Genomic DNA, 18,618 nt, shown 5'->3' with positions numbered 1-18,618 from the left:
CATGGGCGAGAAAGAGAAATTTGACACCCTCGTTGTAGAGGGCATGGGCAACGATATCCCACGGGAGATTGGCGGACTTCGGGTTGCTGCATGGTCGTCGGGGCACGCTATCAACGATAGGAGTGAGCTGGAGGACTTCATTCGGGAACTGTCCTACGGTGATATTGAAGATCCCCAACAGGCCGCTATCGATCTGATGGAACGCGGGGGATGGGCATGAACGCCGCGCCGCCCAATCCGACCCGCCTGCGTTACATCAAGATGATTCATGTTGCGCGACGTGAGCTGCGCATGGATGACGATACGTATCGCCTGATGCTGGCTGGAATGACGGGGTTGGACGGCGCGACGTCCACCGCTGACTTGAGTGTTCCAAACCTGCTACGGGTTTTGGAACAGCTCAAGCAGAAGGGCTTTAAACCTCGTCCAAACAACGCTGGTAAGCGGCCACAGGCCAACGATGAGCAGTCCAAGAAAATCCGTTCGCTATGGCTGGCGTTGCATGACCTGGGCGAGGTTCGCGATCCGTCCGAGGCAGCCCTGGCCAGCTTCGTGAAAAGCATGACCAAGGTGTCTGCGCTGCAATGGCTCAGCGTCGCCCAGGCAAGTCGAGTGATTGAAAACCTGAAACAGTGGCAACTGCGAGTCGAGGGTAAAAAGTCGCAGTCGGAGGGGGTATGAACTACGCACGGAACAAGGCTCCAGAACTGCTAGCCGATGTAGCAGACTTCATAGGTTTCATCCTTATAGAGCTGGTGGCGATGGAGCCAAAGAAAGCTCAGCACGTTGGCAAAGAGGTCGCTGACCGACTGGCTGCGCATTGGGGAGGGCAGAATCTGTATTTCCCGAAAGGTTCGTCAATCAAGCTGGGTGAGCGTGACCGTCAAATCTATGATGACTTCAACGGCTCCAATCATCATGAGCTGGCGCGCAAGTACGATGTCACTTTGGTATGGCTCTACAAGATCGTAAAGGCGGCGCGGAAAGAGGAAATCTCACGCCGTCAGGGCGATATGTTCGATCAGGCTGATGACGACTTGAATGACGACTAGGCACTCGGCCTTCCCTCATACCGCCCCGGTCACCCACGTTGACCGGGGTCTAATCTAATTGCGCTAGCTGCAACTCAATTACAAACCCTATACCACCCCGTACCATCAAATCCCGGATTGTCTCGGGTTTACCTCACACCTACCCCTATATTTATCTCAGTCCTAAACATCAGAGTGTTTAAAGACGCGCGGCGTCAGGGTTCAGCTGGCCCACTTGATGATCAGCCGGGCGAAAAACGCGCCGCTGACGATCACCGCGAACAGCCGCAGGGTCTGCATGGCCAGCACCAGGCCGACGTCGGCGTGGGTGTCCACCGCGATGATCGTCATGGCGTCCAGGCCGCCGGGGCTGGTGGCGAGGTAGACCGAGAGGAAGTCCTTGTCCAGCCAGTGCGCCAGCAGCCAGGCCGACAGTGCGCAGAGGGCGATCAGCAGCACCGCGCCGAAAATCATCGCCGGCAGGCGGGTCCAGACGTAGCGCAGGGTCGGCCGGTCGAAGCGCAGGCCGATGTAGCAGCCGATGGCGCCGTAGGCCAGGGCCAGCAACCAGCCGGGCAGGGTGATGTGCAGCAGCCCGGAGATCTGCAGCGCGCCGCCGATCAGCAGCGGCACCAGCAGGGCCCCGGCCGGCACCCGCGAGCCGAGCAGCACGCCCAGTACTATGGTGCCCAGGGTCAGGCCGAGGTTGAGCAGGGTGAAGCTCTGCAGGACCACCTCGGTGCTGTGGGCCTGGCTGCCGCCGGCCGGGACGCCGATCCAGTGGCTGGCCAGGGCGCCGATCATCACCACGCAGACCACCCGCACGTACTGCATGGTGGCCACCACCCGCGAGTCGGCGCCGAAATCGTCGGCCATCGCCACCATGGCCGAGGCCGCTCCCGGCGCGGTGCCCCAGGCCGCGGTGCTGGGCGCCAGGCCGCCGAGACGCACCAGCGCCAGGCCGACCAGGGCGCTGAGGCAGACGGTGAGCAGGGTGGCGAACAGCATCACATGCCAGGACTGGGCCATCGAGGCCAGCACGGCCATGGTCATGGAGTGGGCGGCCAGGACCCCGACCGAGCCCTGGCCGAGGCGGAAGGCCTGGCGCGGCACGCGGATGCTGGCGCCGCTGACGCCGAAACCTATGGCCACCAGCATCGGCCCGAGGAACTGTCCGGCGGGAACTTCGAAATGTTTCAGCAACTGCCCGGCGCTGCCGGCGAGGATCAGCAGTGCCAGCCATTGCAGGGCAAGGGGCCAGGCGGACAGGGACAAAGGCGAGGGACGAGGCAAGGGCATTCTCCAGCGCGCTGGCCGTTCCTGTTGCGGGACCGTTGCTACCAGCGCTTCGGAGCAAATTATTGATAGCGCAATTGATCAAGTCCAGTTTCTAATTGTGATCAACCAATAACTCTGGTTTATCGATCATGGACCTGCGCGACCTGACCTATTTCGAAACCATCGCCGAGCTCGGCCACCTCGGGCGCGCGGCGCAGAAGCTCAACCGCAGCCAGCCGGCGCTGACCAAAAGCATCCAGCGCCTGGAGGAGTCCTTCGGCACCAAGCTGTTCGAGCGCGACGGGCGGCGGATCAAGCTGACGGCGGTGGGGGTGTTGCTGCAGCAGCGCGCCCGGCAGTTGCAGCAGAACATCGCCGAGACCCATCGCGAGGTGCGCGATTTTGCCAGCGGCGTGCTCGGCAATATCCGCCTGGGCTGCGCCGCCAGCATGGCCGAGCACCTGCTGCCGCAGATGACCGCGACCTTGCTGGAGCGCGCCCCGGACATCACCCTGAACCTGGTGATCGGCCAGGACGACGTGCTCCGCGAGTCCCTGCGTTCGGGGCGCCTGGACATGGTGATCTGCCCGCTGTTCGAGGGCGACCCGCACCTGAGCCACCACACGCTGTTCGAAGACCAGGCCGTGGTGGTGGCCAGCCGCGACCATCCGGTGTTCGACACGCCGATGCGCCTGCGCGACCTGTGCGACTACCGTTGGGTACTGCCGGGAACCGGGGTTTCGGCCCGACGCTGGATCGACAATGTGTTCCAGAGTCACAAGCTGCCGTTGCCGTCGGTGCAGATCGAGACCAACACCATCTCCCTGCTGCCGCGGCTGATCGCCAAGACCAGGCTGCTGAGCTTCCTGGCCCGGGAAACCCTGGACGACTTCAAGGGCATCGCCCACCTGCGGGAAGTGCCGCTGGCGCAAACCCGCATGCATCGCAGCATCGTGGTGTTGGTACGGACCGAAGGCTACCTGTCGCCGGCGGCCCAGCTGCTGCTGGATCTGCTCAAGCAGGATGGGCGGCAGTTCTTCACCGCGGGTTGATCCGCGCCTGATAACCGGCTGAACGCCGGGGGCCTTTGTGTAGGAGCAGCCGGTCGACGCTCGATTGCTCGCGATAGCCGGCAAAGCCGGCGTAATTGAATACTGCTGGTCGATCAGTGTGCGGGGCTTTCCGTCAGCGAGGCGGGAATGTCCCGCATGGCGTGCAGGACGCGCCACACGTCAATGTGGTCATCGTGCCGGGCGTAGAACACCAGATAGGGATAGCGACTCAGTGGCCAGTAGAGAAGCCCTGGCAAGTCGAGCTCATGGGTGTAGCGGGAAAGGCCTGAGGCCGGAAGCCGGGCGATATGGGCATAGGCGGCTTGCAGATCGTCGATGAAGCCCAAGGCCGCCTGCTCGGCCTGTTGAGCCAGGTAGTAATCGATAGCGTCTTCTACATCCTGATTGGCCAGGGCCCTTGGAATGACCCGTTGTGCCTTCATTCCTTACGGACCCTGGCGCGCAGAGCGTCGAAGTAATGACTGTCCACCGGAGTGCCAGGAGCCGACTCAGCCCCTGCCAGCAGCAGGCCGCGCAGGTGCTGTCGATCCTGATCCTTGCGGATCAGCTCCCGCACATACTCGCTGCTGGTGCTGTAGCCCCTCTGGCTGACCTGATCATCGACGAAGGCCTTGAGGGCCTCTGGCAGGGAAATGTTCATGGTGCTCATGGTTTTGTCCGCTTTTGACAAAATTTGCCAAAGTATACGCCGCTAACCTGGCCTTGCCACAGTCGATGAAGAGGAGTCCCACTGTGCCCGCTTGCGGCGAGCGAGTCGGCGGGATACTTGCGATGCAGGAGCCGGCTTGTGGGCCTCTTCGCCGACAAACCGGCTCCTGCGGGGGATGGTATTGGGGAGGCGAGGGCTTACTCGCCGCGAATGTACTGTTCCAGCTGGCGGATCAGGTCAGCCTGTTCGGCGATGGCTTCCTTGACCAGGTCGCCGATCGACAGCAGGCCCAGCAGTTGGCCGTCTTCCACCACCGGCAGGTGCCGCAGGTGGCTGTCGGTCATGATGCCCATGCAGGTTTCCACGCTCTGGTGCGAGTCCACGGTGATCACCGGCGAACTCATGATCGCGCTGACCGGCGTGCCCACCGAGGAGCGGCCGTGCAGCACCAGTTTGCGCGCGTAGTCGCGTTCGCTGATCACCCCGACCACTTCGCCGTTCTGCATCACGGGCAGGGCGCCGACGTTCTTCTCGGCCATCAGCATCAGTGCCTCGAGCACCATCTGGTGAGGCGCGATGGTGTGCACTTGCTGGTTGTGCTTGGCCTTCAACTTCAGTACTTCAGCGACGCTCTTCATGGGACGCTCCTGTTGTTTTGCCTGGGACGGCCTGGCGCCGCCCCGCGGGGGTCTCTACAGAATCGTAGAGACTGAACGAAGGGGCAAGGTTGAAAGCGGCGCCCACAGAAGGAAAAACGTCACTGAATCGTTTCTTCCCGGAAAACTCCCCGTCCAGGGGCGCTCAGGCGCCTCTCAATGGCCGAAGCGCGCCAGGGAAAACGCGCTCAAATCGATTTTGCTGCGCCCGTCCACCAGCCGCTGGGCCAGGGCTTCGCCAATTGCCGCCGAGTGCTTGAAGCCGTGGCCCGAGCAGGCGCTGACCACAGTGACATTGGCCAGGCGTGGATGCTCGTCGATGATGAAGTGCGAGTCCGGGGTCAGGGTGTAGGCGCAGACGGCGGACTTCACCAACTGCGGCGTGACCCCGGCGATATTGGCCAACACCAAATCGCGATACATCGCCTCGCTCTGCGCCGCGCTGACCTGACGGTCCAGGCTGTCCGGCGTCGAGGTCTCGCTGTACTGCTCGGTGGCGATCTTCATGCTGCCTTCGCCGGGTATCGGTGGGAAGCCGTAGCAGGTCTGCTCGTCGCTGGCGCCGTGGACGATAAAGCTCGGCGACCGCTCGGGGAAGATCAGCGGTTCAGCCAGCTGGTACCAGTACAAGGTCTGCCGGCACACCCGCAGCAGCTTGTCGAAGGGAGCTCCGAGCAATTGGCTGGACCACATGCCGGCACAGACCACCACCTTGGCTGCAGTGATGCGCCGGTTCTGGCAGGTGACCTGTACCCGGCCCGGGTCGCTGTCGATACCCAGTACCGTCTCGCCGGTGATCAGGGTCGCGCCCAGCTGGCGGGCCAGGGTCAGTTGCGCATCGATGCAGCGCTCCGGTCGCACATAACCGCCGCCGGGTTCGAAATACCCCAGGGCGCTGTCGTGGATCGGCGCGAACTGCGGGAAGCGCTGGCGGATCTGCGTGGCGTCCAGCACTTCATGCTCGATGCCGAACTGGCGGGCCAGGGCCAGGGTGTTTTCGGTGAAGTCCGGCGTGCCGTCCTGGCCGGTCGGGGTGGCGCTGGAGGTCATCACCAGCACGCCGCACTGCTCGAACAACGGCTGCTCTGTCGGCACATCCAGCTCGGCTTCCAGCTCGCGCCAGATCTGCTGCGCGCGGATCGCCAGCGGCACATAGGCGACGCCTTCGCCCACCGCCTGGCGGGTGATGCGGGTGTCGCCATGGCTCGAACCCTGGTCGTGGGGTGGGGCAAAACGGTCGATACCGGCCACCTTCAGCCCACGCTTGGCCAAATGGTACAGGGTCGCGGCGCCCATGGCGCCCAGGCCTACTACAACAACGTCGAACTCGGGTGTCTGCATGGCAGTGTCCTTGAAAGTGGCGGCTCAGCGGCGATTGATGTTGGCCAGGGTCATGGGCGCGATGAGCCGGTGGAACGGCGCCACCGGCAGCATGTACAGGCGTCCCAACAGGTTATGCGGATGGACCACGGTGGACAGCACTACCGGGCGTTGGCCCTCGGCGGTCAGCGGCAGGCGATTGAGGGACAGGTACACATCCAGGTGCTTGTCGCGGTCCACCACCAGCACCTCGTCGGGAACCTGGGCAACCAGGGTGAAGATGCCGACCCGGTCGTCCGGCCGGTAATCCTCGTCCGCCCTGGCCAGGTCGATGCGGGTCAGACGTCCCAGGTCCTTGAGGCCGAACAGCTGCACCACGCGGTTGCGCAGGCCCATCATCCGGTCGATCCAGGCCGGGGTCTGGCTCATCAGGTTGAGCAGGTGGCGCATGGCCGTGCGGTCGGGGTCGTTGGCCAGCACCTGGCGGCAATCGATGAAGGAAGCTCCCGGCGCCAGGCGGGCGATGGCGACGTCCGGCGGCAGCGGGCAGGCGGTAACGCGAGTGGGCATGAACCTATCCTTGGCAAGCGAGCGCAAGCGCGGTGCTGCACTTTACTGCCTGCGCGGGGCGCTCTGGAAGGGGGATCGCCACGGGTGGGCAGAAGCAAAAAAGGCGCCCGAGGAGGGCGCCAAGGAGTCACCTGAACCGAGGGAGCCAGGCGAGCCCGTTCGCAGGAGTGTCGCGGTGGTAAGGCGCGACTGAACGGAAGAGGACAGCAGCGCCCGCCGTGATGGTCGGGCGGGCGCGATGTGTCATTTGCCGAGCTTGATCCGCGTCCAGCCGCGGTTCATCACGCGCTGGATGGCGATCGGCTGGTCGGGCACCGCGTACAGGGTGGCGAGCACCGCTTGCGGCGGGTACGAGGCCGGGTCGTTGCGGATGGCTTCGTCCACCAGCGGCGTGGCGGCGGCGTTGGCGTTGCTGTAGCCGAGGCTGTTGGTGACCTCGGCGATGATGTCCGGGCGCATCAGGAAGTTCATGAACAGGTAGGCGTTGTCGACGTTGGCCGCGTCCTTGGGCATGGCCATCATGTCGTAGAAGCTGCCGGCGCCTTCCTTGGGAATGCTGAAGGCGACCTTTTCCTTGTTGCCGGCCTCTTCGGCGCGCGAGCGGGCCTGCAGCACGTCGCCGGAGTAACCCACGGCCACACAGATGTTGCCGTTGGCCAGGTCGGAGATGTACTTGGAGGAATGGAAGTAGGTCACCGAAGGACGGATTTTCATGAACAGCGCCTCGGCCTCGAGGATCTGCGCCTTGTCCTTGCTGGTCACCGGGTAGCCCAGGTAGTGCAGGGCGGCGGGGAGCATTTCCGTCGGCGAGTCGAGGAAGCTGATGCCACAGGCCTTGAGCTTCTCGGCGTTCTCCGGCTTGAACAGCAGGTCCCAGGAGTTGGTCGGCGCATCGCTACCCAGCACCGCTTTGACCTTGTCCGGGTTGTAGCCGATGCCGATCGAACCCCACATGTAAGGGAAGGCGTGGGCGTTGCCCGGGTCGCTGGCGGCGGCGTTCTGCAGCAGCACCGGGTTGAGGTTCTTCCAGTTCGGCAGCCGCGACTTGTCCAGTTCCTGGTAGACCCCGGCCTTGATCTGCTTGGCCAAAAAGCTGTTGGACGGGACCACTATGTCATAGCCGGACTTGCCGGTGAGCAGGCGCGCTTCCAGGGTTTCGTTGCTGTCGAAGACATCGTAGGTGACGTGGATGCCAGTCTCGGCCTCGAACTTTTTCAGGGTGTCCGGGGCGATATAGTCCGACCAGTTGTAGACACGCAGCTCCTTGTCGCTGGCTTGAGCGCCGGTCACCATCGCGCCCATCAAGGACAGGGTCAGCATGGTTTTGGCGAACAGTATCCTGCCAAGCATTTTCATCGGTACAACTCCATTTCTTATTGTGCAGATGGCTGCATTCGCAACGCGGTGTATCAGGTTGCACGCCTTCGCCAGCCGGTTGGCTGGCGAAGCTGGTTAATGAGGATTCAGGCCGTCGCTTGCATCCGTGGGTTTGCCGGTTGATAGGCTTCGTTGGCGGTGTATTCCATGGCTTCCTGGATCGCCCGCTTGCGGGCCGCTTCGGCGCGCCGACCGAAGTACCAGACCAGGAAGGTCACCAGCGACACCGCCAGCAGGATCAGGCTGGCCACCGCGTTGATCTCTGGTTTCACGCCGAGGCGCACCGCCGAGAACACTTCCATCGGCAAGGTGGTGGAACCCGGGCCGGAGACGAAGCTCGCCAGCACCAGATCGTCCAGGGACAGGGCGAAGGACATCATGCCACCGGCCGCCAGCGACGGAGCGATCATCGGGATGGTGATCAGGAAGAACACCTTCCACGGCCGCGCACCGAGGTCCATGGCCGCCTCTTCGATGGACAGGTCCAGCTCACGCAAGCGCGCGGAGACTACCACGGCCACATAGGCCGCGCAGAACGTGGTGTGAGCAATCCAGATGGTGACGATGCCACGCTCCTGCGGCCAGCCGATCATCTGCGCCATGGCCACGAACAGCAGCAACAGTGAGAGGCCGGTGATTACCTCCGGCATCACCAGCGGCGCGGTGACCAGGCCACCGAACAGGGTGCGGCCCTTGAAACGGGTGACCCGGGTCAGCACAAAGGCCGCCAGGGTGCCCAGGGCCACCGCGGCAATCGCGGTGTAGCAGGCGATCTCCAGGGAACGCACCACCGAGCCCATCAACTGCTGGTTGTCCAGCAGGCCGACGTACCACTTCACCGACCAGCCGCCCCAGACTGTCACCAGCTTGGAGGCGTTGAACGAGTAGATCACCAGGATCAGCATCGGCAGGTAAATGAACGCCAGGCCGAGCACCAGCATCAGGCTGGAAAATCCGAAACGTTTCATGCCCGTCCCTCCATCTCTTTGGCCTGGCTGCGGTTGAACAGCAGGATCGGAATAATCAGGATCGCCAGCATCACCACCGCCAGCGCGGAGGCCACCGGCCAGTCACGGTTGTTGAAGAACTCCTGCCACAGCACGCGGCCGATCATCAGGGTCTCGGGGCCGCCCAGCAGTTCGGGAATCACGAACTCGCCGACCACCGGGATGAACACCAGCATGCAACCGGCAATGATGCCGTTCTTGGCCAGGGGCACGGTGATTTTCCAGAAGTTGTTGAAGTTGCTCGAACCCAGGTCCGAGGCGGCTTCCAGCAGGCTCTGGTCGTGCTTGACCAGGTTGGCATACAGCGGCAGCACCATGAACGGCAAGTACGCGTACACCACCCCTATGTAGACCGCGGTGTTGGTGTTGAGGATTTCGATCGGCGCCGAGGTCAGGCCGCTCCACATCAGGAAGCCGTTGAGCAAACCGTTGTTGCTGAGGATGCCCATCCAGGCATAGACGCGGATCAGGATCGCGGTCCAGGTCGGCATCATGATCAGCAGCAGCAAGACGTTCTGCGTTTCCTTGCTGGCCTTGGTGATCGCGTAGGCCATGGGGAAACCGATCACCAGACACATCAGGGTGCTGAGCAGGGCGACTTTCAGCGAGCCGAGGTAGGCCGAGATATACAGCTCGTCACCCACCAGCAACGCGTAGTTGCCGACGTTGAGCAGCAGCTGGAATTTCTGTTCGGCGAAGCTGTAGATCTCCGAGTAGGGGGGAATGGCCAGGGCCGCTTCCGAGAAGCTGATCTTCATCACCAGGAAAAACGGCAGCATGAAGAACAGGAACAGCCAGAGGAAGGGAATGCCGATCACCAGCTGGCGACCGCTGGGCAGCACACGGGTCAAACGCTGATTGAGAGTCATGGTGGAAGTGCTCATGTGCGCAGTACCACGCCGCTGTCGTCTTCCCACCACACGTACACCTGGTCGTCCCAGGTCGGCCGTGCGCCGCGGCGTTCGGCGTTGGCCATGAACGACTGGACGATCTTGCCGCCAGGCAGTTCGACGTAGAACACCGAATGCCCGCCGAGGTAGGCGATGTCATGCACCTTGCCCTGGGACCAGTTGTAGCGGTGCTCGGGCCGGGTGGTGCTGACCAGCATCTTTTCCGGGCGGATGGCGTAGGTCACCGACTTGTCCTGCACCGAGGTGCTGACGCCGTGGCCGACGTAGATCTTCTGTTCCAGCTCCGGGCAATGAATCACCGCGTGGCCTTCCAGGTCTTCGATGACGGTGCCGTCGAAGGCGTTCACGTTGCCGATGAATTCGCAGACCATGCGGCTGACCGGGGCCTCGTAGATGTCCACCGGGCTGCCGATCTGGGCGATCCAGCCCAGGTGCATGATGGCGATGCGCTGGGCCATGGTCATGGCCTCTTCCTGGTCGTGGGTCACCATCACGCAGGTCACGCCGACCCGTTCGATGATCTCCACCAGTTCCAGCTGCATCTGCGAGCGCAGCTTTTTATCCAGGGCGCCCATGGGTTCGTCGAGCAGCAGCAGCTTCGGCCGCTTGGCCAGGGAGCGGGCCAGGGCCACGCGCTGGCGCTGGCCGCCGGACAGCTGGTGCGGCTTGCGCTTGGCGTACTGGGTCATGTGCACCAGCTTGAGCATCTCGGCCACGCGGGCATCGATCTCGGCCTTGGGAATCTTGTCCTGCTGCAGGCCGAAGGCAATGTTCTGGGCCACGGTCATGTGCGGGAACAGCGCGTAGGACTGGAACATCATGTTGATCGGCCGCTCGTAGGGCGGCATGTCGGTGATGTCCACGCCGTCCAGGTAGATACGCCCCTCCGTTGGTCGCTCGAAGCCCGCCAGCATGCGCAGCAGGGTGGACTTGCCGGAACCCGAGCCACCGAGCAGGGCGAAGATCTCGCCCTGGTGAATGTCCAGGGACACATCGTCCACGGCCACGGTTTCATCGAACTTCTTGGTCACGCGGTCGACTCTCACCAGCACCTTCTGCGGTTGCGGGTGACCTTCCAGAGCCTTTCTGTACGTGCTGGAGGCGTTTGCCATGTGGAACTCCCAACAGATGTCAGTCGTCGGGCCAAAACGGCCCGGCTTAATAGATGGATGACAAACCCGCGGTGGCGGGTTTATTCGGCGCTGCCGTCCTGGCGGCCTGACGCTGGTTCTTGTTCTCGTATTGCTGGGTGTGGCTTGAACCGCCCCACGGGCCAAGGCGGACGCACAAGGGCGCACCGCCGCCGGCCGGGGGCGTGGCAGTCAATTTCGCGGGTGAAGCTTTTAGTCAGTGGCCGTTGCGCTGCGCCGCCCGTTGCCGGCAGGCATCGCCGAAGGCCTGGAAGATCCGCAGGTAGACCGGGTTCGACAGCACCTGCCATTCCGGATGCCACTGCACGCCCAGGGCAAAGGCCGGGCTGTGTTCTACCGACACCGCCTCGATCAGGCCGTCCGGCGCCAGGGCCTCGGCGCGCAGGCCGGGGGCCAGGCGATCGATGCCCTGGCTGTGGATCGAGTTGACCTGGAATTCCTGGGGCAGATCCAGGGCCTGGAACACGCCGCCCGGTTGCACCCTGACGGCATGGGCGGGGGCGTATTGCACGGCCAGGTCCGGGTGGTCGGCTTCGCGGTGATCGAGGTAGCCCGGCAACTCATGCACCTTCTGGTGCAGGCTGCCGCCGAAGGCCACGTTCATCTCCTGGAAGCCGCGGCAGATGCCCAGCACCGGCACGCCGGCGGCAATCGCCGTGCGCAGCAGGGGCAGGGTGGTGGCATCGCGCTGGGGATCGTGGGCGGTGCCCGGTTCGCTGGCCGGGCCCTGATAGTGGAAGGGCTCCACATTCGATGGCGAGCCGGTGAACAGCAGGCCGTCCAGGTTCTGCAGCAGAGCCTCGGTATCGATGAGGTCCGCCAGGGAAGGAATGATCAGGGGCAGGCCCTCGGCCGCGCTGCTGACAGCACGCAAGTACTTGTCGCCGCTGACGTGGTAGGGGTGCAGCCCGATCTCTTTGACGCACGCAGTAACGCCGATCAATGGCTTGAATGCCATTTTTATCACCTCGAAATTCACGCTGGAACGAGTTTTTCGAGAGCTTATCCTCGTTGATTTTAATTAACAACTTCCGTGTAAAAAATTCTAAACGTTTTTCGTCTGAAACCCGTGAGCGGCACGGGTTACGAGGTAAATAAAGATCTTGAGGCGCAAAATAATTGACGATCGGCGGCCATTTCTGGTGCTTGACTTCACTTTTCCTTTCGGATTGACTGCTGCAACGAAACCGCTTTGAACATAATAATTAACACATAGGTGCATCATGTCGGTCCCACTGCGTGCCGTTCAGCTCAACGAAGCCAACGCCTTCCTGAAGAACCATCCCGAGATCCTCTACGTCGACCTGCTGATTGCAGACATGAACGGCGTGGTGCGCGGCAAGCGCATCGAACGCACCGCCCTGCACAAGGTGTACGAGAAGGGCATCAACCTGCCGGCCTCGCTGTTCGCCCTGGACATCAACGGCTCCACCGTGGAAAGCACCGGCCTGGGCCTGGACATCGGCGACGCCGACCGCATCTGCTACCCGATCCCCGGCACCCTGAGCGTCGAGCCCTGGCAGAAGCGCCCGACCGCGCAACTGCTGATGACCATGCACGAGATCGAAGGCGAGCCGTTCTTCGCCGACCCTCGTGAAGTGCTGCGTCAGGTCGTCAGCAAATTCGACGAGTTGGGCCTGACCATCTGCGCGGCCTTCGAGCTGGAGTTCTACCTGATCGACCAGGACAACGTGAACGGTCGTCCGCAGTCGCCTCGTTCGCCGATTTCCGGTAAGCGTCCGCAGTCGACCCAGGTCTACCTGATCGACGACCTGGACGAATACGTCGACTGCCTGCAAGACATCCTGGAAGGCGCGAAAGAGCAGGGCATCCCCGCCGACGCCATCGTCAAGGAAAGCGCCCCGGCGCAGTTCGAGGTCAACCTGCACCACGTCTCCGACCCGATCAAGGCCTGCGACTACGCGGTGCTGCTCAAGCGCCTAGTGAAGAACATCGCCTACGACCATGAGATGGACACCACCTTCATGGCCAAGCCGTACCCGGGCCAGGCCGGTAACGGCCTGCATGTGCACATCTCGATTCTCGACAAGCAAGGCAACAACATCTTCGCCAGCGACGACCCGGAAACCAACGACGCCCTGCGCCATGCCATCGGTGGCGTGCTGGAAACCCTGCCGGCGCAGATGGCCTTCCTCTGCCCGAACGTCAACTCCTACCGCCGTTTCGGCGCGCAGTTCTACGTGCCGAACTCGCCGAGCTGGGGCATCGACAACCGCACCGTGGCCGTGCGCGTGCCGACCGGTTCGGCGGATGCGGTGCGCATCGAACACCGCGTGGCCGGCGCCGACGCCAACCCTTACCTGCTGATGGCTTCGGTACTGGCCGGTATTCACCACGGCCTGACCAACAAGATCGAGCCCGGCGCGCCGGTGGAAGGCAACTCCTACGAGCAGAACGAACAGAGCCTGCCGAGCAACCTGCGCGACGCCCTGCGGGTGCTGGACGACAGCGAGGTGATGGCCAAGTACATCGACCCGATGTACATCGACGTGTTCGTCGCCTGTAAGGAAAGCGAGTTGGCCGAGTTCGAAAACTCGATCTCCGACCTCGAATACAACTGGTACCTGCACACGGTCTGACGGCCGTTCCTTTTCCTGCGTTGAGTATTTGCCATGACTAAATCCCGCAGCGACTGGGAGCAGCGCTTCCAGTCCTTGACCCTCGAAGGTCGCGCCTTTATCGACGGCCAGTATTGCCACGCCGTCAGCGCGGCCACCTTCGAGTGCATCAGCCCGGTGGACGGGCGTTTCCTGGCCAACGTCGCCAGCACCGACGAGGCCGACGCCAACCGGGCGGTGCAGGTGGCGCGCCAGGCGTTCGAGTCCGGTGTCTGGTCGCACAAGGCCCCGGCCGAGCGCAAGCGCGTGCTGATTCGCTTCGCCGATTTGATCCTCGAGCACCAGGAAGAACTGGCGCTCCTGGAAACCCTGGACATGGGCAAGCCCATCGGCGATTCCCTGAACATCGACGTGCCGGCCACCGCCAACGCGATCCGCTGGAGTGCCGAGGCCGTCGACAAAATCTACGACGAAGTGGCGGCCACGCCCCACGACCAACTGGGCCTGGTGACTCGCGAGGCCTCGGGCGTGGTGGCGGCCATCGTGCCGTGGAACTTCCCGCTGATCATGGCCAGCTGGAAATTCGCCCCGGCCCTGGCGGCGGGCAACTCCTTCATCCTCAAGCCTTCGGAAAAGTCGCCGTTGACCGCGATCCGCATCGCCCAGCTGGCGCTGGATGCCGGCATCCCCAAAGGCGTGTTCAACGTGCTGCCGGGCTACGGCCACACCGTGGGCAAGGCCCTGGCCCTGCATATGGACGTGGACGTGCTGGCCTTCACCGGCTCCACCGCGGTGGGCAAGCAACTGCTGGTGTATTCCGGGCAGAGCAACATGAAGCGCGTATGGTTGGAGGCGGGCGGCAAGAGCCCCAACGTGGTGTTCGCCGACGCGCCGGACCTGCGCGCGGCAGCAGAAGCGGCGGCCAGCGCCATCGCCTTCAACCAGGGCGAAGTCTGCACCGCCGGCTCGCGCCTGCTGGTGGAGCGCTCGATCCGCGACCAGTTCATTCCGCTGCTGGTGGACGCCATCAAGGCCTGGAAACCCGGGCATGCCCTCGACCCGGATACCCGCGTTGGCGCGCTGGTGGATCAGCGCCAGCTGGACAACGTGCTGCGTTACATCGGCATCGGCAAGGAGCAAGGCGGCCAACTGCTGGCCGGCGGCGCGCGGACCCTGGAAAGCACCGGCGGGCTGTATGTCGAACCGACGATTTTCGACGGCGTGACCAACGCCATGACCATCGCCCGCGAAGAGATCTTCGGCCCGGTGCTGTCGGTGATCAGCTTCGACACCGAAGAAGAGGCGCTGACGATCGCCAACGACAGCATCTTCGGCCTCGCTGCCGGGGTCTGGACCAGCAACCTCAGCCGCGCCCACCGCTTCGCCCGTGGCCTGCGCGCCGGTAGCGTGTGGGTCAACCAGTACGACGGCGGCGACATGACCGCGCCGTTCGGCGGCTTCAAACAGTCGGGCAATGGTCGCGACAAGTCGCTGCATGCCTTCGACAAGTACACCGAGCTGAAAGCGACCTGGATCAAGCTCTGACTCTTATAACAACGGCGGGGCGGGCGACGACCCGCACCTGCTGGGGAACTTCATGATGCAAACCTACGTAAACAGCTACTACGCCGCGACCCGCAACCAGACCGCCGACTTTCCGGTGCTTGAGGAGCTGGTGGAATGCGACGTCTGTGTGATCGGCGCCGGCTACACCGGCCTGTCCTCGGCACTGTTCCTCGCCGAGGCGGGCTACAGCGTCACCGTGCTCGAAGCGGCCAAGGTCGGCTTCGGCGCCAGCGGGCGCAACGGCGGGCAACTGGTCAACTCCTACAGCCGCGACGTCGACGTGATCGAGTCGCGCTACGGCGAAAAAAGCGCCGAAGTGCTGGGCAGCATGATCTTCGAAGGCGCCGACATCATTCGCCAGCGCATCCAGCACTACGACATCCAGTGCGACTACCGCCCGGGTGGCATCTTCGCCGCCATGAACAAGAAGCAGCTCAAGGGCCTGGCCGAACAGAAGGCCAGTTGGGAGCGCTACGGCAACAAGAACCTGAAGTTGCTGGACCAGGCGCAGATCGCCCAGGAAGTCGGCTCCGACGCCTACGTCGGCGGCCTGCTGGACATGCAGGGCGGGCACATCCACCCGCTGAACCTGGCCCTGGGCGAAGCCAGCGCGATCATCGGCCTGGGCGGCAAGATCTTCGAGCAGTCGGCGGCGGTGGAAATCACCTACGGCGAACCGAACATCGTGCGCACCGCCAAGGGCGTGGTCCGCGCCAAGTACCTGCTGATCGCCGGCAACGCCTATCTGCAGCAGGACCTCGACCCGCGGGTGACGCGCAAGAGCATGCCGTGCGGCTCGCAGATCGTGGTCACCGAACCGCTGTCGGAAAAAATGGCCCGTAGCCTGATCCGCAACCACTACTGCGTCGAAGACTGCAACTACCTGCTGGACTACTACCGCCTCACCGCCGACAACCGCCTGCTGTACGGCGGCGGCGTGGTCTACGGCGCCCGTGAGCCGAACGACATCGAGCAACTGATCCGGCCGAAGATCCTCAAGACCTTCCCCCAGCTCAAGGACGTGAAGATCGACTACCGCTGGACCGGCAACTTCCTGCTGACCATGTCGCGCATGCCGCAATTCGGCCGCATCGAAAAGAATGCCTACTACATGCAGGGCTACAGCGGCCACGGCGTCACCTGCTCGCACCTGGCCGGCAAACTGATCGCCGAAATGATCCGCGGCGACGCCGAACGCTTCGACGCCTTCGCCTCGCTACCGCACATGCCGATGTTCGGCGGCCGCACCTTCCAGGCCCCGCTGACCGCCATGGGCGCAGCGTACTACGCGCTGCGCGATCGCTTCGGCATCTGATCCCGATACGCTTCCTGCGTTTGCCCGCGCTTGCGCGGGCTTTTTTCGGCCCGGAAACCCGCATCCGAACCCGTAAACCTGTAGCCGCTGCCGCAGGCTGCGATGAGGGCCGCGGGCCCTCCCGAGGTCCGAAAGAACACCGCCGGTTTTCAACGCCTGGCACACCCTGCGGCAAGGCCAATCACCACCGTCGGCCACCGCTACAGCTCCACCCACAAACGTGATTTAATAGCCGCCTTTCAGGTTCCGGGGCCACTGGATCGGCGAACTTCGCAACTAAACTTCGCAACTAAAAGTCACCGGCCGCACTCCAACTTGCAACACCCCCCACGTACACCTCACACAAGGCTGCTATGGACACGGGCACTCGACTCAAACTCGTTCGCGAAAGCTACAAACTGTCCCAGCGCGAGCTGGCCCGGCGCAGCGGCGTGACCAACGCCACCATCTCCCTGATCGAACAGAACCGCGTCAGCCCCTCGGTCAGCTCCCTGAAAAAACTCCTCGAAGGCATCCCCATGTCCCTGGCGGACTTCTTCACCTTCGACCAGCCCCCGCGCGAACACCAATACGTCTTCCGCGCCAACGAACAACCCGACCTCGGCCGCGACGGCGCCCGCCTGCTGCTGATCGGCGCCGCCCTGCCAACCCGCCAGATGCGCTTTCTGCGCGAACAATACGCCCCCGGCGCCAGCTCCGGCGACGAGCCGATCGTGCATGCGGAAGGGGAGGAGTGCGGCCTCGTCACCCGTGGCACCGTGGAATTGACGGTGGACGGGCAGGTGAGCGTGTTGAACCCGGGGGATGGATATTATTTTCCGACCACCTTGCCGCATAAGTTTCGCAATATTGGGCAGGATGAGGCGGAGATTATTAGTGCCAACACGCCGGCGAACTTCTGAACCGGGATCGTCTTCCCCGATCACGAGCGGCCCTCCACAGCCGCTCACCTGTTTTTAAGAATCGCCTTAAAGTCTACGTCCCCGGTCCTGCGCTAGCGTCCCCTGTCTTCCAGACGGGAGGCACTTTCACCCTTAGCGCAAGGACACGCCATGATTTCCTCAGCTCGCCTCGGCGATAGCCATGTCTGCCCGATACCGGGCCACGGCACCACCCCCATCGTTTCCGCGGCCATGGACGTCAGCATCAACGGCATGGGCTCCGCCCGGGTTGGTGACACCTGTGGCTGCGGTGCTGTCATCACCACCGGCTTCCCCTCGATTTTGATCAACGGTCGGCCCATGGCCCATCTTGGCAGCCCCACCAGCCATGGTGGCACCATCACCACTGGCTCCAGCGACACCTTCGGTGGCTTCACCTTCACTCCTGTGCCTGGAGCGGCCATCGTCAACTTCGCCACTCTGGGCGCCATCCGCGCCGATGGCACGGTAGACGAACAACGCATGACCTCCTTGCTGGCCGACCCAGCGCTCATCGAAAAAGCCGAGGCCGCCAACGCCCTGGTCAACTCACCGGCCGCGCCCGCTGTGCCCATGGCCAGCCTGCAAGAAGGGATCGAGCCGGGATTTCATATCGTCGAACAACCCATGTCCCGCTCGGCACTGGAGTCCTTACTCTTCGCCGAACCCAATAGCGCAGTACTAGAGAAATTCCGTACCCTCAACCCACAGCTCACTAATTACGCCAAGCCAGGCCAACTGATCGTCCTCAGCGACCCGGCCAACTTCCAATGCACCCGTGAGGAAGCCTGGCTGATGGAAGCGGCGGCAAAGGTCAATGCGGCACTGGAACCGATGAGCGATGAGGAGGCCAGCTTTTTGGCGCGCAATCGTTATCTGCTGGAATCCTTTGCTTCCCAGGGCTCGACCGCGATGGGCGTTGGCACCGCGATTTTCGCCAAGCATCTGGAGGATGTGAAAGCTTCGCTGCGGGATATCGAAAGCCTGCATAAGCGTAGTTTTCAGCAACATGGGCACCTGCGTTCCGCCGAGTTTTTTGCCGAGCGCAAGCGGCTGCTGGCTCAGTTGGATACTCGACTGACTACCTTTACTCGAGCGGGGATTGGTTTTCCTGAGCATCCGAAGTTGAAAACGGCTTTGGGAATTTCCAGTCGCAGCCTTGTGCATCACTGGACGTTAGCCGGGGCGCCAGGGCAGATACCGGGGTATGCGACG

At 63.1% G+C, this 18,618-nt stretch carries 20 protein-coding genes; 9 read left to right on the top strand and 11 right to left on the bottom strand.

The window, feature by feature from the left end; all coding sequences use genetic code 11:
* Position 1 precedes the first annotated feature (1 nt).
* From J4D52_RS22580 to J4D52_RS22570, 3 genes are read left to right on the top strand one after another with little or no spacing between them, the layout of a single operon-like run.
* A complete protein-coding gene (locus J4D52_RS22580) occupies positions 2-220 on the top strand; it encodes a hypothetical protein (protein ID WP_102677682.1) in 219 nt (72 codons plus the stop codon).
* The gene (locus J4D52_RS22575; protein WP_256581571.1) at positions 211-681 is read left to right on the top strand and encodes a gp16 family protein; all 471 of its coding nucleotides are present in this window, start codon (positions 211-213) and stop codon (positions 679-681) included. Before J4D52_RS22580 ends, J4D52_RS22575 begins: the two co-directional genes overlap by 10 nt.
* On the top strand, positions 678-1,052 hold the full coding sequence (locus tag J4D52_RS22570) for a Mor transcription activator family protein (RefSeq protein ID WP_102677681.1): 375 nt from the start codon (positions 678-680) through the stop codon (positions 1,050-1,052). Before J4D52_RS22575 ends, J4D52_RS22570 begins: the two co-directional genes overlap by 4 nt.
* Before the next feature lie 201 nt (positions 1,053-1,253).
* On the opposite strand, the gene J4D52_RS22565 is transcribed toward J4D52_RS22570, so the two are convergent.
* Positions 1,254-2,330: an AbrB family transcriptional regulator gene (locus J4D52_RS22565; RefSeq protein WP_063429611.1), complete on the bottom strand. Its 1,077-nt coding sequence runs from the start codon at positions 2,328-2,330 to the stop codon at positions 1,254-1,256.
* Positions 2,331-2,458: 128 nt separating this feature from the next.
* Here J4D52_RS22565 and J4D52_RS22560 point away from each other — a divergent pair, with 128 nt between their 5' ends.
* Entirely contained in the window at positions 2,459-3,361 is a 903-nt protein-coding gene (locus J4D52_RS22560; RefSeq protein ID WP_102677680.1) for a LysR family transcriptional regulator, read from the top strand.
* A 113-nt stretch (positions 3,362-3,474) separates the two neighbouring features.
* Here the strand turns inward: J4D52_RS22560 and J4D52_RS22555 are convergent, their stop codons facing one another.
* The 10 genes from J4D52_RS22555 to J4D52_RS22510 all read right to left on the bottom strand — a co-directional run bounded on the left by J4D52_RS22555 (position 3,475) and on the right by J4D52_RS22510 (position 11,981).
* The gene (locus J4D52_RS22555) at positions 3,475-3,804 is read right to left on the bottom strand and encodes a type II toxin-antitoxin system RelE/ParE family toxin (RefSeq protein WP_063429614.1); all 330 of its coding nucleotides are present in this window, start codon (positions 3,802-3,804) and stop codon (positions 3,475-3,477) included.
* A complete protein-coding gene (locus J4D52_RS22550) occupies positions 3,801-4,031 on the bottom strand; it encodes a type II toxin-antitoxin system ParD family antitoxin (protein ID WP_025805380.1) in 231 nt (76 codons plus the stop codon). The genes J4D52_RS22555 and J4D52_RS22550 overlap by 4 nt, the downstream gene beginning before the upstream one ends.
* Before the next feature lie 197 nt (positions 4,032-4,228).
* A complete protein-coding gene (locus J4D52_RS22545) occupies positions 4,229-4,669 on the bottom strand; it encodes a CBS domain-containing protein (protein ID WP_007930897.1) in 441 nt (146 codons plus the stop codon).
* A 174-nt stretch (positions 4,670-4,843) separates the two neighbouring features.
* Positions 4,844-6,028, bottom strand: coding sequence for an N-methyl-L-tryptophan oxidase (gene solA / locus J4D52_RS22540; protein ID WP_102677679.1), 1,185 nt, complete (start codon positions 6,026-6,028; stop codon positions 4,844-4,846).
* A 24-nt stretch (positions 6,029-6,052) separates the two neighbouring features.
* Positions 6,053-6,577: a DUF2867 domain-containing protein gene (locus J4D52_RS22535; protein ID WP_102677678.1), complete on the bottom strand. Its 525-nt coding sequence runs from the start codon at positions 6,575-6,577 to the stop codon at positions 6,053-6,055.
* Positions 6,578-6,820: 243 nt separating this feature from the next.
* The gene (locus J4D52_RS22530) at positions 6,821-7,933 is read right to left on the bottom strand and encodes a polyamine ABC transporter substrate-binding protein (RefSeq protein ID WP_102677677.1); all 1,113 of its coding nucleotides are present in this window, start codon (positions 7,931-7,933) and stop codon (positions 6,821-6,823) included.
* 107 nt (positions 7,934-8,040) lie between these two features.
* Positions 8,041-8,922, bottom strand: coding sequence for an ABC transporter permease subunit (locus J4D52_RS22525; RefSeq protein ID WP_102677676.1), 882 nt, complete (start codon positions 8,920-8,922; stop codon positions 8,041-8,043).
* Positions 8,919-9,800 (bottom strand): ABC transporter permease subunit, encoded by an 882-nt coding sequence (locus J4D52_RS22520; protein WP_169914430.1) that lies wholly within the window; start codon positions 9,798-9,800, stop codon positions 8,919-8,921. The genes J4D52_RS22525 and J4D52_RS22520 overlap by 4 nt, the downstream gene beginning before the upstream one ends.
* A gap of 41 nt (positions 9,801-9,841) precedes the next feature.
* On the bottom strand, positions 9,842-10,984 hold the full coding sequence (locus J4D52_RS22515; RefSeq protein ID WP_009048285.1) for an ABC transporter ATP-binding protein: 1,143 nt from the start codon (positions 10,982-10,984) through the stop codon (positions 9,842-9,844).
* Positions 10,985-11,219: 235 nt separating this feature from the next.
* Entirely contained in the window at positions 11,220-11,981 is a 762-nt protein-coding gene (locus J4D52_RS22510) for a gamma-glutamyl-gamma-aminobutyrate hydrolase family protein (RefSeq protein ID WP_102677674.1), read from the bottom strand.
* Between the two features lie 265 nt (positions 11,982-12,246).
* Here J4D52_RS22510 and J4D52_RS22505 point away from each other — a divergent pair, with 265 nt between their 5' ends.
* The 5 genes from J4D52_RS22505 to J4D52_RS30575 form a co-directional block, all read left to right on the top strand.
* Positions 12,247-13,623 (top strand): glutamine synthetase family protein, encoded by a 1,377-nt coding sequence (locus J4D52_RS22505; protein WP_063429627.1) that lies wholly within the window; start codon positions 12,247-12,249, stop codon positions 13,621-13,623.
* Between the two features lie 33 nt (positions 13,624-13,656).
* Positions 13,657-15,147 (top strand): aldehyde dehydrogenase, encoded by a 1,491-nt coding sequence (locus J4D52_RS22500; RefSeq protein WP_102677673.1) that lies wholly within the window; start codon positions 13,657-13,659, stop codon positions 15,145-15,147.
* A 52-nt stretch (positions 15,148-15,199) separates the two neighbouring features.
* Entirely contained in the window at positions 15,200-16,483 is a 1,284-nt protein-coding gene (locus J4D52_RS22495; RefSeq protein WP_102677672.1) for an FAD-binding oxidoreductase, read from the top strand.
* A 353-nt stretch (positions 16,484-16,836) separates the two neighbouring features.
* On the top strand, positions 16,837-17,385 hold the full coding sequence (locus tag J4D52_RS22490; RefSeq protein WP_007922919.1) for a cupin domain-containing protein: 549 nt from the start codon (positions 16,837-16,839) through the stop codon (positions 17,383-17,385).
* A 150-nt stretch (positions 17,386-17,535) separates the two neighbouring features.
* Positions 17,536-18,618, top strand: a 1,083-nt coding sequence (locus J4D52_RS30575; protein ID WP_258537821.1) for a PAAR domain-containing protein, incomplete at its 3' end; no start/stop codon positions are given.

Origin of the sequence: Pseudomonas sp. GW460-12-10-14-TSB1, assembly GCF_017349775.1 — a bacterium.
Classification (GTDB): Bacteria; Pseudomonadota; Gammaproteobacteria; order Pseudomonadales; family Pseudomonadaceae; genus Aquipseudomonas; species Aquipseudomonas piscium.
This window is presented reverse-complemented; position numbering and strand designations above follow the sequence as displayed.

Coding starts and splice junctions, on each gene's coding strand:
- J4D52_RS22580 (WP_102677682.1), top strand. CDS start 2: ATGGGCGAGAAAGAGAAATTTGACACCCTCGTTGTAGAGGGCATGGGC.
- J4D52_RS22575 (WP_256581571.1), top strand. CDS start 211: ATGGGCATGAACGCCGCGCCGCCCAATCCGACCCGCCTGCGTTACATC.
- J4D52_RS22570 (WP_102677681.1), top strand. CDS start 678: ATGAACTACGCACGGAACAAGGCTCCAGAACTGCTAGCCGATGTAGCA.
- J4D52_RS22565 (WP_063429611.1), bottom strand. CDS start 2,330: ATGCCCTTGCCTCGTCCCTCGCCTTTGTCCCTGTCCGCCTGGCCCCTT.
- J4D52_RS22560 (WP_102677680.1), top strand. CDS start 2,459: ATGGACCTGCGCGACCTGACCTATTTCGAAACCATCGCCGAGCTCGGC.
- J4D52_RS22555 (WP_063429614.1), bottom strand. CDS start 3,804: ATGAAGGCACAACGGGTCATTCCAAGGGCCCTGGCCAATCAGGATGTA.
- J4D52_RS22550 (WP_025805380.1), bottom strand. CDS start 4,031: ATGAGCACCATGAACATTTCCCTGCCAGAGGCCCTCAAGGCCTTCGTC.
- J4D52_RS22545 (WP_007930897.1), bottom strand. CDS start 4,669: ATGAAGAGCGTCGCTGAAGTACTGAAGTTGAAGGCCAAGCACAACCAG.
- solA (WP_102677679.1), bottom strand. CDS start 6,028: ATGCAGACACCCGAGTTCGACGTTGTTGTAGTAGGCCTGGGCGCCATG.
- J4D52_RS22535 (WP_102677678.1), bottom strand. CDS start 6,577: ATGCCCACTCGCGTTACCGCCTGCCCGCTGCCGCCGGACGTCGCCATC.
- J4D52_RS22530 (WP_102677677.1), bottom strand. CDS start 7,933: ATGAAAATGCTTGGCAGGATACTGTTCGCCAAAACCATGCTGACCCTG.
- J4D52_RS22525 (WP_102677676.1), bottom strand. CDS start 8,922: ATGAAACGTTTCGGATTTTCCAGCCTGATGCTGGTGCTCGGCCTGGCG.
- J4D52_RS22515 (WP_009048285.1), bottom strand. CDS start 10,984: ATGGCAAACGCCTCCAGCACGTACAGAAAGGCTCTGGAAGGTCACCCG.
- J4D52_RS22510 (WP_102677674.1), bottom strand. CDS start 11,981: ATGGCATTCAAGCCATTGATCGGCGTTACTGCGTGCGTCAAAGAGATC.
- J4D52_RS22505 (WP_063429627.1), top strand. CDS start 12,247: ATGTCGGTCCCACTGCGTGCCGTTCAGCTCAACGAAGCCAACGCCTTC.
- J4D52_RS22500 (WP_102677673.1), top strand. CDS start 13,657: ATGACTAAATCCCGCAGCGACTGGGAGCAGCGCTTCCAGTCCTTGACC.
- J4D52_RS22495 (WP_102677672.1), top strand. CDS start 15,200: ATGATGCAAACCTACGTAAACAGCTACTACGCCGCGACCCGCAACCAG.
- J4D52_RS22490 (WP_007922919.1), top strand. CDS start 16,837: ATGGACACGGGCACTCGACTCAAACTCGTTCGCGAAAGCTACAAACTG.